This is a genomic window from Kitasatospora sp. NPDC054939, from assembly GCF_053610105.1.
The window spans coordinates 1-13,954 of record NZ_JBSGXP010000105.1; the positions used below are offsets into that span (position 1 = coordinate 1).

At 74.3% G+C, this 13,954-nt stretch carries 16 protein-coding genes; 4 read left to right on the forward strand and 12 right to left on the reverse strand.

Features of this window, described 5'->3' with window-relative positions; translation table 11 throughout:
* Positions 1-13 precede the first annotated feature (13 nt).
* The 8 genes from ACWGB8_RS26170 to ACWGB8_RS26205 form a co-directional block, all read right to left on the reverse strand.
* Positions 14-367: a hypothetical protein gene (locus ACWGB8_RS26170; RefSeq protein ID WP_452216043.1), complete on the reverse strand. Its 354-nt coding sequence runs from the start codon at positions 365-367 to the stop codon at positions 14-16.
* Between the two features lie 304 nt (positions 368-671).
* Complete coding sequence (locus ACWGB8_RS26175; RefSeq protein ID WP_452216069.1) at positions 672-1,004, reverse strand: TcmI family type II polyketide cyclase; 333 nt, start codon at positions 1,002-1,004, stop codon at positions 672-674.
* Positions 1,005-1,009: 5 nt separating this feature from the next.
* A complete protein-coding gene (locus ACWGB8_RS26180; RefSeq protein WP_452216044.1) occupies positions 1,010-1,465 on the reverse strand; it encodes an SRPBCC family protein in 456 nt (151 codons plus the stop codon).
* Position 1,466: 1 nt separating this feature from the next.
* Positions 1,467-1,727 (reverse strand): acyl carrier protein, encoded by a 261-nt coding sequence (locus ACWGB8_RS26185; RefSeq protein WP_452216045.1) that lies wholly within the window; start codon positions 1,725-1,727, stop codon positions 1,467-1,469.
* Between the two features lie 36 nt (positions 1,728-1,763).
* Positions 1,764-3,005 (reverse strand): beta-ketoacyl synthase N-terminal-like domain-containing protein, encoded by a 1,242-nt coding sequence (locus ACWGB8_RS26190; protein ID WP_452216046.1) that lies wholly within the window; start codon positions 3,003-3,005, stop codon positions 1,764-1,766.
* Positions 3,006-3,009: 4 nt separating this feature from the next.
* A complete protein-coding gene (locus ACWGB8_RS26195; protein WP_452216047.1) occupies positions 3,010-4,266 on the reverse strand; it encodes a beta-ketoacyl-[acyl-carrier-protein] synthase family protein in 1,257 nt (418 codons plus the stop codon).
* A complete protein-coding gene (locus tag ACWGB8_RS26200; RefSeq protein ID WP_452216048.1) occupies positions 4,263-4,688 on the reverse strand; it encodes a cupin domain-containing protein in 426 nt (141 codons plus the stop codon). The genes ACWGB8_RS26195 and ACWGB8_RS26200 overlap by 4 nt, the downstream gene beginning before the upstream one ends.
* Positions 4,689-4,726: 38 nt before the next feature.
* Positions 4,727-5,893 (reverse strand): SchA/CurD-like domain-containing protein, encoded by a 1,167-nt coding sequence (locus tag ACWGB8_RS26205; RefSeq protein ID WP_452216049.1) that lies wholly within the window; start codon positions 5,891-5,893, stop codon positions 4,727-4,729.
* A gap of 339 nt (positions 5,894-6,232) precedes the next feature.
* On the opposite strand from ACWGB8_RS26205, the gene ACWGB8_RS26210 reads away from it, so the two are divergent.
* Entirely contained in the window at positions 6,233-7,861 is a 1,629-nt protein-coding gene (locus ACWGB8_RS26210; RefSeq protein WP_452216050.1) for an FAD-dependent oxidoreductase, read from the forward strand.
* Positions 7,862-8,079: 218 nt separating this feature from the next.
* Complete coding sequence (locus tag ACWGB8_RS26215; RefSeq protein ID WP_452216051.1) at positions 8,080-9,402, forward strand: DUF2254 domain-containing protein; 1,323 nt, start codon at positions 8,080-8,082, stop codon at positions 9,400-9,402.
* Positions 9,403-9,472: 70 nt separating this feature from the next.
* Here the strand turns inward: ACWGB8_RS26215 and ACWGB8_RS26220 are convergent, their stop codons facing one another.
* The 3 genes from ACWGB8_RS26220 to ACWGB8_RS26230 form a co-directional block, all read right to left on the reverse strand.
* The gene (locus ACWGB8_RS26220; RefSeq protein WP_452216052.1) at positions 9,473-10,450 is read right to left on the reverse strand and encodes a serine/threonine dehydratase; all 978 of its coding nucleotides are present in this window, start codon (positions 10,448-10,450) and stop codon (positions 9,473-9,475) included.
* A 207-nt stretch (positions 10,451-10,657) separates the two neighbouring features.
* Positions 10,658-11,209 carry a hypothetical protein gene (locus ACWGB8_RS26225; protein WP_452216053.1) on the reverse strand — a complete coding sequence of 184 codons (552 nt, stop codon included), beginning with the start codon at positions 11,207-11,209 and terminating at the stop codon, positions 10,658-10,660.
* Positions 11,210-11,213: 4 nt separating this feature from the next.
* Positions 11,214-11,630, reverse strand: a complete 417-nt coding sequence (locus ACWGB8_RS26230; RefSeq protein WP_452216054.1) for an SAV_915 family protein — start codon at positions 11,628-11,630, stop codon at positions 11,214-11,216.
* Positions 11,631-11,921: 291 nt separating this feature from the next.
* Here ACWGB8_RS26230 and ACWGB8_RS26235 point away from each other — a divergent pair, with 291 nt between their 5' ends.
* Both ACWGB8_RS26235 and ACWGB8_RS26240 read left to right on the forward strand, forming a co-directional pair.
* Complete coding sequence (locus ACWGB8_RS26235; protein WP_452216055.1) at positions 11,922-12,362, forward strand: helix-turn-helix domain-containing protein; 441 nt, start codon at positions 11,922-11,924, stop codon at positions 12,360-12,362.
* Positions 12,363-12,454: 92 nt separating this feature from the next.
* Positions 12,455-12,838 carry a DUF4180 domain-containing protein gene (locus ACWGB8_RS26240; RefSeq protein ID WP_452216070.1) on the forward strand — a complete coding sequence of 128 codons (384 nt, stop codon included), beginning with the start codon at positions 12,455-12,457 and terminating at the stop codon, positions 12,836-12,838.
* Between the two features lie 69 nt (positions 12,839-12,907).
* Here the strand turns inward: ACWGB8_RS26240 and ACWGB8_RS26245 are convergent, their stop codons facing one another.
* A complete protein-coding gene (locus tag ACWGB8_RS26245) occupies positions 12,908-13,756 on the reverse strand; it encodes an NAD(P)H-binding protein (RefSeq protein WP_452216056.1) in 849 nt (282 codons plus the stop codon).
* Positions 13,757-13,954: the final 198 nt, after the last annotated feature.

A 13,954-nucleotide genomic window follows, 5' to 3' on the forward strand; every position in this document is an offset into this window, starting at 1 on the left:
GAGCGGCGCCGGATCAGAGCGCCGCGCCGACCGCCCTGCGGTTGCGGCGCAGCGCGTACGCGCCGACCCCGATGCCGCCGAGCAGCAGGACCGCGCCGGAGGCCACGCCGCCGCCGGAGACCGCCAGGCCGCCGCCACCGGTGTGCACGCCGCCCTTGGGGGCCTTGTGCTCCTCCTCGGAGCCGCCCTTGCCCTGCTTCTCCTCCCAGGTCTTCTGGCCCTCGGCGCCGGAGGCCTTCTCCTGCTTCTCCTCCCAGGTGAGGTTGCGGCCGGTATCGGCACCGCCGTCGGCGTACGCGGCGGGGGCGCCGACGGTCAGGGCGGCGGCGACGGCGGCTCCGGCGAGCAGGGTGCGTGCAGATCGCATGGGGTTCTTCCTTCCGGCGCGGCCCGCGGGTGCCGACGGGTCGTCGGCGAGGGGACTCGCAGGTGCGCCTGATCCACCGTCATCCAGCGCGGCGGCTCCTGCCACCGGAGGCTGCCACGGGCGGGCCGTGCGGTACGCCCTTCGGGTGGACTCGCGGACGTGTTCACCCGGCTGCCGCGGGCGTCCGGGTGCATTCGGCGGACGCGGCGTCAGCCGTCGGGGGGACCGTCCGGCGCGTCGGCCGCACGACGGCATGGGACCGCCCCCGGCCTGAGCCGGGGGCGGTCCCATGGGAGCTGCGGGGTCAGTTCAGGCCGGCGCGTTCCCAGCGGTAGAACTCGCGGGCCATCGCGTCCTTGGGCCCCCGCCAGGTGGCCGGGTCGTACGCCTGGACGTAGGCGGTCAGCCGGTCGCTGATCTGCCGGAACTCGGGGTGGTCGGCGACCTGGGCGACGGCCGGGCCGGGCGGCCGGTCGGCCTCGATCAGGTGCAGGTAGACGTCGCCGAACTGGAACAGGCTGCGGCCGGTGACGCCGATCAGGTGCGGCAGTTCGCCGCGGTCGGACTCGGCGAACACGTCGGCGATGCCCTCGGCGGCGTCCGGTTTCATCCGGGCGACGATCAGTGCGCGGTGCATGCCGGTCACAGCTCCGCGGCCTTCTTCTCGACCTTCTCGCGGATCAGCTGCAGCTGGATCCGGGAGTTGCGGTTGATGTGGTTGACCATGCCCTCGTCGTCGACCGGGGCGGTGGGCTTCATCGCGAAGTCCTGCACCCAGCGCATCCGGGTGCCGGCCGGGACCTCGGAGTACTCCCAGCGGATCTCCATGAACTCGAACGGGCCGGGTTCGACCCGCCGGGCGTTCACCGCGAGCGAGGCGCGGTCGGTGGTCCGCTCGGAGACCCAGCTCCAGACCTGGCCGTTCTCGTCGGGGTGCATGGTGAGCCGGAAGCGGACGCGGTCGCCGTCCCGCTGCAGGACCTCGACCGAGGCGTACTCGCTGAACAGCTGCGGCCAGTTCTCCAGGTCGTTGGTGATCTCCCAGACCAGGTCGAGCGGCGCGGCGATGACGATCTCGTTGTCGGTGTGTCCGGGCATGTCAGGCACCGGCCTTCGCGGTGAGGGAGGAGTTGACCAGTTCCAGGAACTCGGCCGGGGTGCGGGAGGACTCCGCACCCGAGGTGATCTTCAGTCCGTGCCGGTTCTCCAGCTCGCCGACGACCCCGAGCAGGCCGAGGGAGTCCACCCCGAAGTCGTCGAAGCTCGCCCCGGGGCGCTCCAGGTCGATCGGGTCGATGGCGACCCCGGCCCGGGCCTGGATCAGCGCGGCGAGTTCGGAATGGCTGAGGTTGTTGCTCACGGGCGTTCTCCTAATCGTTCCAGTGTGGGGCGGGGGTCAGGGCCGCTCGTCGCGCCGGAGCACCAGCGCCGAGTTGGAGCCCATCAGCCCCCGGCTGAGCACCAGCGCGGTGCGCAGCTCGGCCGGGCGGGCCCGGCCGGTCACCAGGGCGAGGTCGTGGGCGACCTCGGTGACATTGGGGGTCGGCGGGACGATGCCGTCCTCCATCGCCAGGACGGCGGCGGCCACGTCGAGCATCGGCGCGCCGCAGTACGCCCGGCCGGTGCCGGCCTTGGGCGCGGTCACCGGGACGCGTTCGGCGTACGGGCCGAGCGCGTCGGCGATCGCCAGGGCCTCGGCGCGGTCCGCCGCCGGCACGCCCAGGGCGTCGGCGAAGACCACGTCGACCTCCTCGGGCGCGCAGCGGGCCTGGTCCAGGGCGGTCCTGATCGCGTGCGCCAGGCCCTGGCGGGACTCCTCCCAGCGGGAGGCGCCGGTGAAGGTGGCGCCGTGCCCGGCCAGCACGGCCCGGACCCGCGCACCGCGCCGCCGGGCGCCGTCCTCGTCCTCCAGGAGCAGCATCGCCCCGCCCTCGGCGGGGGCGAAGCCGTTCGCGTCGGGCGAGAACGGCAGGTAGGCGCGGGCGGGGTCCTCGGCCAGGCTCAGCTCGGGGTAGCCGAGCTGGCAGACCATCGAGTACGGCGCCAGCGGGGCCTCGGCGGCGCCGACCACCACCGCGTCGGTGCCGCGGGCGATCGAGCGGCCGGCGTGCGCGAGCGCGTCCAGACCGCCCGCCTCGTCGCTGGCGACCACCCCGCACGGGCCCTTGTAGCCGCCCCGGATGGAGATCTGGCCGGTGCTGGCGGCGTAGAACCAGGCGATCGACTGGTACGGGCCGACGAACTGCGGCCCGTGGCCCCAGAGCTGCTGCAGCTCCCGCTGGCCGAACTCGCCGCCGCCGGAGCCCGCCGCGGTCACCACGCCCACCGCGTACGGAGACTGCGGGTCGGGCGTGAACCCGGCGTCCGCCACCGCCAGGTCGGCCGCCGCCATCGCGTAGTGCGTGAAGCGGTCGGTCTGCACAAGGTAGCGGCTGTCGATCGCGTCCTGCGGCGCGAAGTCCCGTACCTGGCCGGCGATGCGCAGCGGCATGGCCTCGCAGCCCTCGCGCGATATCCGGTCGAGGACGCTCACGCCCTGCCTGGTGGCCTTCCAGAAGGCGTCGGACCCGACGCCGTTCGGCGCCACCACGCCGAGGCCGGTGACCGCCGCCCGGCGGCCGTTCTGACGTGACGTCATGGATTCACCCCGTTCTGCTGAGCACGACGGCGGACTGGAAGCCGCCGAAACCGCTGCCGACCGACAGGACGTTGCGCAGCGGCTTCTCCCGCGCCGTGCGCGGCACGTAGTCGAGATCGCACTCCGTGTCCGGCGTCTCGTAGTTGGCGGTCGGCGGGACCACGCCGTGGGCCAGCGCGAGGGTGCACGCGACCACCTCGATCGCCCCGATCGCGCCGAGCGAGTGCCCGACCATCGACTTGATCGAACTCATCGGCGTCCGGTACGCGTGGTCGCCGAGCGAGCGCTTGACGGCGGCGGTCTCGTGCCGGTCGTTCTGCTTGGTGCCCGAGCCGTGCGCGTTGACGTAGTCGATCGCGGTGCGGTCCACCCGGGCGTGGTCGAGGGCGGTGTCGATCGCCCGCGACATCTCCAGCCCCTCCTGGGTGAGGCCGGTCATGTGGTAGGCGTTGCCGAAGGTCGCGAAACCGCCGATCTCGCCGTAGATCCGGGCGCCGCGCCGCCGGGCGTGCTCCAGCTCCTCCAGCACCAGGACGGCGCCGCCCTCGCCGAGCACGAAGCCGTCCCGGTGGGCGTCGAAGGGGCGGGAGGCGTGCTCCGGGTCGTCGTTGCGCTCGCTGGTCGCCTTGATCGCGTCGAAGCAGGCCACCGTGATCGGCGAGATCGGCGAGTCCGAGGCGCCGGCGATGCAGACGTCGGCGCGCCCCTCCTCGACCGTCTGGAAGGCGTAGCCGATCGCGTCCAGGCCGGAGGTGCAGCCGGTGGAGACGGTCTGCACCGGGCCGCGGGCGCCGGTCTGCTCGGCGACCGCGGAGGCCAGCGTGGACGGTGCGAACGCCCGGTGCAGCTGCGGCTCGGCCCGCCGCGGGTCGACGTCCCAGCGGGCCCCGCCGGCGCTGACCAGCGCGTAGTCGTGCTCCAGCCGGGTCGTCCCGCCGACCGCCGTGCCGAGCGAGACCGCCACCCGCCACGGGTCCTCCGCCGCCAGGTCCAGCCCCGCGTCGGCAACCGCCTCGGCAGTCGCCACCATCGCGAACTGCACATAGCGGTCCGCCCGTTGGACCTCCTCGGGGCCGAGGCCGTGGGCGGCCGGGTCGAAGTCGCACTCGGCGGCGATCCGCGAGCGGAACCCCGTCGGGTCGAACAGCGTGATCCCCCGGGTCGCGGTGCGACCGGAGGTCAGCAGCCGCCAGAACGCCGGGACGCCCACGCCGCCGGGAGCGACCACGCCGATCCCGGTGATCGCCACCCGCCGGGTCACGAGGCCACCTTGGCGGGTTCCGGCGGACCCGAGGTCACGGTCTCCTCGGTGTCGACGTGGCCCAGCTCCGGACGCGGCGCCAGCGGGCCCAGGTGGAACACCATCCGGGCCTCGGTGTCGCCGACGTTGCGGAACCGGTGGCGCATGTTCAGCGGGATCATCAACCCCTGATTGGGCTTGATCGGCCGGGTCACCCCGTCCAGGTCGACCTCCAGGTCGCCGCACACCACGAAGACGAACTCCTCGGAGTACGGGTGGTAGTGCTCGCCGATCCGCTCACCCGGCTGCACGATCGCCAGCCCCATGAAACCGCTGGTGGCGCCGCAGGTGGTGGGGGTGAGCATCGCCCGCAGGTCACCGCCGCGGCGGCGGTTCTCGGGTGCCTCGTCGACGTGCACGATGCGTGGGTACTGCGTGGACATGGTTTCTCCTCCGAGTCAGGGGTGTGGGGCGCGGAACGTCAGCTGCCGGACGAGCGGCGGTCGGTGACGGGGTTCATCGAACGGTTGGCGAGGAAGGCGGAGAGGCCGGCGACGGTCCGCAGGTCGCCCTCCGCACCGAGGTCCAGCAGCCGGCCCAGCACGGCGGCCTCGCGCTCGCCCGCCACACCCAGGGCCTCCGCCGGCACCGCCTCGGCCGGCACCCGCAGGTCGACCACGCGCACCACCACGTCGTCGCGGTGGAACACCACCGACGAGGAGATCGGCCCGGTCGGATCGGCGGACGCCAGCTCGTCGTGCGCCGCCAGCAGCGCCGTCACCGCCTTGCCCTTGCCCGGACGCACCGGGTACAGCACGGCGTGCCGGTGCAGCTTGCCGCCGGCCGGGGTCCCGGAGATCGCCTGGTGGTCGGCCGGCAGCGCGGCCCGGGCGAAGAACGCCCGCGCGGCCTCCGGGTCGCCCAGCTGGCGGTCCTCCTCCAGGTACGGGTTGATCGCCTCCTCCACCGCCCGCACCTCGGGCTGCATCGCCACGTGGCGCAGCGCGTCCCCGAGGTTGCCGACCACCTCGACCGCCCGGACCACCCGGTTGCCGTGCATGAACAGCGAGGTCCGCTGCAGCCGCGTCCGGTCGTCGACCTCGGCCTTCGGCGAGGCGTACCCCGCCAGGATCCGCGCCACCTCCGGCTCACTGCCCGGCTTCACGGTGAACGTCAGGGCGTGCCGGACCACCCCGTCCGGGCCGGGCCGCACCTGCGGCGGACCGGCGTGCCCGGCCGGCGCGGAACGCGGCGCGCCCGGCGGCACCTCCACCGGGTTGCGGGTCCCGGTGGCACCCGCCGCCGAGGTCTCCCGCAGGATCGAGTAGCGCAGCGAACGGAAGCTGTCGCTCACACAGCCGTGCATCGGCTTGACCATCTCGCGGTGCGCCGGGCTGTCCACCCACTCCAGGAAGGTCTCCTGGTCCTCCCACTCGCTGGTGATCAGCCACTGCCGCGGGTCGTTGATCGACTGGCACAGCTGATCGCTGACGTGGCCGGGCACCGACGCCACCTGGTGGCGCAGCTGCTCGTACACGTCGAGGAAGCGCTGCTGGGCGCCGTCCTGGATCTCCAGCATCAGTACCACGCGGAGCCGGGTCTCGGATTCGGCGCGCTGCTTCGCCTGCGGTTCGGACAGAGTCGTCATGATCCACTTTCTGCTTCTGGGCCGCGCCGTCCGGGATCCGTCCGGCCCCGGGGGCGGTCCGCGGGAGCCGGAAGGGCGCCTGCGGGGTCCCGGGGAGCGGACGGGCGGAGGGGCGGGTGCGGTGGCGGTCGGTCCGGGCGGTCGGCCCCAGACCTGAGGTCGATCGTGCGGTGCGGCCACGAGCGGCGCGAGATATGCGGTCCATCCGAGCGAAGAGGCGGCACAAGAGGCCCCCGACGGGGGATGCAAGAGCGGGGCCGCCGAGCGCGCCGGCCCCGCCGAGGGCGGCACCGAGCCCCGCAGCCGGGCCGCGGATTCCCCTACAGGCTGGAGCAATTGATGAATCCGAAGGTTGACGACCGGGTACCGGTCCTGATCGTGGGCGGCTCGCTGGTCGGCTTGTCGGCCTCCCTCTTCCTGGGCCGACTGGGTGTCAGACACCTGCTGGTCGAGAAGCACGCCGACACCTCGCATCACCCGCGCGGCCGAGGCAACAACGTCCGGACGATGGAGCTCTACCGGACCGCCGGGATCGAACCCGCGATCCGCGAGGCCGCCTCCGTCCTCGCCGCGAACCACGGCATCCTCCAGGCCCCCTCGCTCACCGGCGAGGAGCAGGAGTGGCTCTTCCGGGAGATCGACCCCGGCGGACGCCTCGCCCGGTTCAGCCCCTCCTCCTGGTGCCTGTGCAGCCAGAACGACCTGGAGCCCGTCCTCCTGCGCGCCGCCCGCGAACTCGGCGGCGACCTGCGGTTCTCCACCGAACTCGTCTCCTTCGAACAGGACGCCGACGGAGTGACCGCCCTGCTGCGCAGCCGCGAGACCGGCGAGCAGCGCACCGTCCGAGCCCAGTACCTGATCGCCGCCGACGGCCCCCGCAGCCCCGCCCGCGAACGCCTCGGCATCGGCCAGGACGGCAAGGGCGAACTGTTCCACAACGTCTCCATCACCTTCCGCGCCAAGCGGCTCGCCGAAGCGGTCGGCGACCGGCACTTCATCGCCTGCTACCTGACCAACCCCGACGCGGACGGCGCCCTCCTCCCGGTCGACAACCACGAGGAGTGGGTCTTCCACGCCCCCTGGCACCCCGAGCACGGCGAACCGCTGGAGGCGTTCACCGACGAGCGCTGCACCAAGCACATCCGCACCGCCGTCGGCATCCCCGACCTGGAGATCGAGGTCACCGGAAAGGCCCCCTGGCACGCCGCCGAACGGGTCGCCGACCGCTACTCCGCCGGCCGGGTCTTCCTCGCCGGCGACTCCGCCCACGAGATGTCGCCCACCGGCGCCTTCGGCTCCAACACCGGCATCCAGGACGCCCACAACCTCGCCTGGAAGCTCGCCGCCGTCCTCTGCGGCTGGGCCGGCCCCGGCCTGCTCGATACCTACGGCGAGGAGCGCCGCCCGGTCGCCGAGGTCACCGGCCGCCGCGCCTCCGCCCGCTCCGCCGAACACAGCCACCCCGGCTACGCCGTCGTCCCCGGCGTCGGCCGACAGGCGGGCGTCCTCGCCGTCGCCCTCGGCTACCGCTACCCCGTCGGCGCGGTCGCCGGCACCGACCCCGCCGCACCCGTGGTGCCCGAGCAGTTCGAGTCCTCCGGCGAACCCGGCAGCCGCGCCCCCCACCAGTGGCTGCTGCGCGCCGGCGTCCGCCTCTCCTCCCTCGACCTGTACGAGCAGGCGATGGTGCTGCTCACCGGCCCCGAGGGCGCCGCCTGGCACCAGGGCGCCCGCCGGGCCGCCGACCGGCTGGCCGTACCGCTCGACGCCTTCCGGATCGGCGACGGCCCGGACGACGACCTCGCCCCCGAACCCGGCACCGACTTCGCCTCCCTGCACGGCATCCGGCCCGACGGCGCGGTGCTGGTCCGCCCCGACGGCTTCGTCGCCTGGCGCTCCGAAGGTGCCGCGGACGACCCGGAGGCCGCCGTCGGCGCTGCGCTGAGCACGGTGCTGCGCCTGCGCTGACGGCCACCGCGCGGTACGGCGACGGGCGGGCCCGCTGCGGCGGGTCCGCCCGTCGGCGTGGGGTGGGGTGGGGTGGCTTGGCGGTGCGTGGCGGGTGCGGCGTGTGGGGGTTGGCGTGTCGGGCGTGGCGGGGTGCGGGGTGCGGGGTGCGGGGTGTGGGGTGGCGGATGCTGCGTGGCGTGCCCGGGACCGTGGCGTCCCCGGCCTAGCCTGGGGCGATGCCAGACCGCCACCCCGGCCGCCCGAACCGGCCGGTCCGCTACCGTCCGCTCTCCCCGCTGCGCGAGCACCTGCGCGAGTCGTTCTGGTTCGCCCCGCTGCTGACCTGCATCGGCGCCGTCGTGCTCTCCGTGCTGACCGCCTGGCTGGACGAGGCCGCCGTCTCCGCCAGCGTCGCCGAGACCGGCTCCGCCGACGAGCTGATGCGCTTCACCGGAGCGGCCAAGAGCGTGGTGTCGACGGTCAGTTCGGCGATGCTCACGTTCATCGCCGTGGTCTTCTCCATCTCGCTGGTCGCCCTGCAGATGGCCGCCAGCCAGTTCAGCCCGCGGGTCCTGCGGCTCTACGTCCGCAGCCGGCTCACCAAGGCCACCTTCTCGGTCTGCCTGGCCACCTTCCTCTTCGCCCTCCTGGTGCAGCTCAGCTACGACGACTCCACCGACCCCACCGAGGTCACCTCCGTCCCGGTCTTCTCCGGGCTGGTCGCCGTCCTGCTCGTCCTGCTGAGCCTCGCACTGTTCGTCCTGTACGTGCAGGCGACGATGCGGCTGCTCCGGGTCCCGCACGTGATCGACCGGGTCACCAGCGAGTCCGTCGCCGTCATCGGCCAGTACCGGCTGATCACCCCCGAGCCGCACCCGCACACCGCCCCCGACCAGGTCCACACCCTGCTCCACGAAGGCCGCTCCGGCGTCCTGCGGGACGTCAACATCGGCCGCCTGGTGCGGATCGCGCGCCGGCACGACGCGGTCTTCCACCTGGTGCCGCGGATCGGCGACTTCATCGCCCCCGGCACCCCGATCGTCCTGGTCGCCGGGGACCGGCCGCCGCGACCGCGGAGGATCGCGTCGGCGCTCAACGTCGGCGTCGACCGCACCATGCACCAGGACCTCGCGTTCGGCTTCCGCCAGCTCGTCGACATCGCGATCCGGGCACTCTCCCCGGCCGTCAACGACCCCACCACCGCCGTCCAGGCCATCGACCGGATCCACCAACTGCTCGCGATGCTCGTCCACGAGAGCTTCGGCGACCTGCACTTCCGCGACCGGTCCGGCACGGTCCGGCTGGTCGAACCGGTGCCGGACTGGCAGTGCGTGGTCGACCTGGCCTTCACCGAGATCCGCCACTGCGGCGCCGGCCACCCCCAGGTCACCCGCCGCCTCGCCGCCGCCCTCGACGACCTGCTGCGGATCACCCCCGACCACCGCCGGCCCGAACTGCTCGCCCAGCGCCAACTGCTGGACCGGGCGGTGGCCGAACAGGTGACCGACCCGGAACTCCGCGGCTTCGCCCTGCTCCCGGACCGTCAGGGCATCGGCTGACCGCGGCACGGCCCCGGGAAGAGCCGTGTCAGCGGTGTCGCCCGGCGGCGGGGGTGGGGGTGATGGGTGCTCAGGTTGTCGAACTGGTTGCGGTGGTGGCGGGCGCGGGCGGTTCGGTGGCTGCCCCGACCAGGTCGGACGGATCGGTGTTCGCCCCGCAGAGGACCACCGCGGTCCGCGCACCGCTGCGATCGTCCGCCAGCGCGGCGAGGGCCGTCGCGGCGGCGTGCTCCACCGCGATCCGCCGCTCGTCCCACAGCTGCCGTCGCGCCCGCACGATCGCCCTGTCCGGCACCAGCACCGACCGCACCCCCGGCCCTCCGGCAACCCGCACCGCCAACGCCGTCGCCCGACGGGCCCCCAGCGCATCGGAGGCCACCGAGGACACCGGCACGTCCACCGGACCCCCGTGCTCCAGAGCCGCGTTCAACGCCCGGCAGTGCTCCGGCTCCACCGCGACCACCTCGATCCCGTGTCGCTGCGCCGCCGTCGCCACCCCCGCGAACAACCCGCCACCGCCGACCGACACCACCACCCGCTCCAGCCCCGGCACCCGCTCGACCAACTCCTCCAGCAGCGTGCCCGCACCCGCGGCGATCAACGGATCGTCGTACGCGTGCACCGCCAGCGCACCGCTCGCCGCCGCGAACTCCGTAGCGGCGTCCAGCGCCTGCGCGTACTCGGTGCCCGACGGCCGCACCTGCGCCCCGTACGCCCGCAGCCGGGCCAGCTTGACGGCGGGCGCCGTCTCCGGGAGGTACACCGTCGCGCGCACCCCCAGTTCCCGGGCCGCCCAGGCGCAGGCCAGCCCCGCGTTCCCGCCCGACGCGATCACCACGCCCGCCTCCGGCAGGGTGCCCGCCGCGGCGTGCGCACGGAGGAAGTTCTGCGCACCGCGGGCCTTGAAACTGCCGGTGTGCTGCAGGTACTCCAGCGCCAGCCAGAGCCTGCCCGCCCCGTCGTCGCCCGGTGCCACGGCGACCGGCCGCACCCGCCCGGCGATCCGCTCGGTCGCCGCCACCACGTCCGCATACGACAACTGCTCCACGCCGCCGCCTCTCCTCGTTCGCCAGGGAACCACCATCATGGCGGCCCGGATCTCAGGGAGGGTGCTTGTCGCAGGGCGGTGCTGATCTCAGGGAGGTACTGATCCCCCGGCGATCCCGAACGGTGGTGGCCCGGTCTCGGGGTGGCCCCGGTCCTGTGGTGTCCCCGGTCCTGCGGTGTCGCCGCCGGTCCGGTGGCGGCCCGGGCCTCATGGCGCCTCCCACCCGCCGGGCGGGCGGTGGTCGGGGCAGGGTTCCCGGGTGAGGGCCCGCAGGACGAGCTCGACCTGTACGTGTGCGGCGCCCGCACGGATCAGCTCGGTGGTGATGCGGCGGAGCTCCTGCGGCCCGGTGCAGGCGAGTTGGATCTCCAGATCGGCATCGCCCACGAGGGTCAGCCCGCTCTGGATGGCGGGGAACTCGGCCGCCAGCCGGTGGAAGTCGAGCGGTGCGGGACCGAAGCTGATCCGGGCCTGCGCGCGCAACGGTCGGGGCTCGACGGGGGGTGCTTGCGACGGGACCGCCTGGGGAGCCGGCGTCGGGGGAGCGGCCGGCTGAGCAGGGACCGCCAGGGCGGGGACGGTCCGGGCCGTCGCGGGGCTGGGGAGACCGGGGGCGGACAGGGCGGTGGGCCGGTCGGGGTGGTCGGGGTGGTCGGGGTGGGGGAGCGGGCGCAGCGGGTGGGCCGGGCGCGGGTGAGCGGCGCGCGGGTGGGTGGGCACCAGCCGCAGCACGGCGTCGGGACGGGGGGCTTCGCCCATGGCGTCAGCCGTGCTGGAACTGGACGGCGGGAGCGACCGGGGCGGCAGCGACGGGCGGCGCGATCAGACCGGGGTCCAGCACGAGCACGTCCACACCGACCGGCGCGGCGAGTCGCCGGAGCGCCTGCTCGGACAGTGGGACGGAGGGGTGACCGGGGCCCAGCAGCGAGACGAGGGCGTCGGGGGAGCTGAAGCCGACCGCGCACCTGCGGCCGTCCCGGAGCCGGAAGAAGCGAAGCCGCAGGAAGGGGCGGGCGGCGACGGGGACGTGCCAGACGGTGCGACCGGCGGGCGCGATTGCCGGCCGGGCGAATGTGGTGATCTGGGCGGGTGTGGTGGGCCCGTCGGGCGTGGCGGGCTGGGCGTGCCCGGTGTGCTTGCTGTGCTCGGGAGGTTCGGCGTGCTCGGGGAGAGAGGCCATCCTGCGGACTCCTGGGTGGTGGAGCTGCTGCCGGATCCTCGTTGACCCAGGCGGGGAACAGTATCGACGCTAGCCCCCAACACCCTTGCTGTGCACCTTCCCTGACGCTGCGTTGACTATTCGGACAGGTGCTCTCACGCGCTCTTGACGCGCCGGGAGCGCGTCCCGTTGTCGCCGTCGGCGTCCCCGTCGCGGATCCCCGCGCCGAGGGGTGGCGCCTCGATCGGCTTCCCTATCGCTCCCTGTCGAGTAGCATGTGGGGAGTGATGGGGAAGGTTGGGGAGTGAAGAGATGGCGACGCCGAGCCAGTACTACTCCGTCGAACAGGTTGCCGAACTGCTCGGGCTGCACGTCCGGACCGTCCGCGGGTACGTCCGGGACGGCCGACTGAAGGCGACCCGGATCGGCAAGCAGTACCGGATCGCCCGCCAGGACCTCGACGCCCTGACCGGCGCCACCAGCGAACCCGCGGCACCGCGGCCCCGGCCGTACGCCGAGGCGACGACCATCGTGCAGATTGACCGGATCGACCGCGCCGCAGCGGTCCGCGTGCTCAACACGCTCACCGCGGCCACCTCCGGACGCCCCTGGGACGGCCGGCAGCTGCGGATCGAGACCGTACGGGACGAGGAGCGCGAGAGCCTCAAGCTCATCCTCCTCGGCAGCCCGGCCGACACCGCCGAACTGCTGCGGCTGGTCGACGCCCTGATCGAGGGAGAAGGACCGGAATGACCCAGGAGACCGACATGACCGACCCGGTGGGACCGCCGACAGGGGACGTAGGGGACGCAGGGGACGCAGGGGACGCAGGGGCCCCGGCGCTGCTGGAGGACGTCCACGGGGTGAACGTGCTGTTCCTCACCGCCGACGGCGAGCCGGTGCGCGACGAACGGGGCGCGCTCGACCTCATCGGCGATGCGGGCTACCACGGCGCGCAGTGGGTGGCCGTGCCCGTGGCGCGGTTCGGCGAGGACTTCTTCCGGCTGCGCACCCGCGTCGCCGGGGACATCGTGCAGAAGTTCGCCAACTACCGGTTGGGCCTCGCCGTCGTGGGCGACATCAGCCGGTACACGCAGACCGGTACGGCCCTGCGCGAGTTCGTCGACGAGAGCAACCGCGGCAGCCAGCTCTGGTTCGTCGCCGACGCCGATGCGCTGCGGAGCCGCATCGCCGCCGGGGCCCTCGGCCGGGGCGCGGCCCGAGCCTGACACCGGACGCGTGCCGGCGAGGCCGGCCCCCGGCCGACACCGGAGCCGACGGGGACACGGCGACCCGGCTCAGCGGAACCGGTCCGCGCGGTCGGCGAGCCACTCCTCCAACGGGCGGGCCGGGGAACCCGTGACGGCCTCGACGGTATCGGTCACCTCCTCGGGGGCGTCGATCCTGGCGGCGAGGTGGTCGAGGGCGCCCGCGACCACGGACGGCGGCCAGCCCGCGCCGAGCAGAGCGGTGTGTGCCTCCGCGCGGGAGACCTCCTCCCACCGGAACCGTCGGCCGACGACGCGGCCGATCAGCCGGACCTGCTCGGCCTGCGTGGGTGCGGCCGGGCCGGTCAGGGCGTACCGGGCGCCGTGGTGGCGCTCCTCCAGCAGCGCCCGGACCGCCACCGCTGCGATGTCGCGCTCGTCGATCAGGGCCAGGCCCGCCCCGCCGCCGAACCCGCGGACGGTGCCGCTCCCGCGCAACTCGCCCGCCCACCGCAGGGTGTTGGCCATGAACCCGCCGGGGCGCAGCGCCGTGTGCCGGACCCCGGTCGCCGCGACCAGCGCCTCGATCGCGGCGTCGGGCCGGCCCGGTGACTCCGGACCCCGGCCGGGTACGTCCCGGACGGCGGCCGAGGACAGCTGCACGACCGCCGTCGCCCGTGCCGTCAGCGCGGCCACCGCCGCGGCGGCCCCGTCGGCGGTGGGCAGCGGCCACGACAGGAACACCGCGTCGACGCCGCGCGCCGCCGCGGCGAGCGACGCGGCATCGGTGAGGTCCCCCTGCACCGGCCGGACCCCGGACGCCGGCGCGCCGCCCGGTGGCCTGCGGCCGAGCGCCACCACCTCCACCCCCTCGGCGGCCAACTGCGCGGTGACCTGCCGTCCGACCGTGCCCGACGCACCCACGACCAGTACCTTCATCGTTCCCGCCCCTCCCGGTGCTCCGTGAACTCCCTTGTCGATCACCGTAGATCGCCCGACCGGGACGACCCATGCGCCACTGTCTCGCCCCCTTGCGCGATCGTCTCGCCGGTCGCCGGTCGCCGGTCGCCGGTCGCCGGTGGCCCGGGCCCGGGGCCGGGCGACGGGTGGCAGGTGACCGGCGACCGCCCGCCGGTG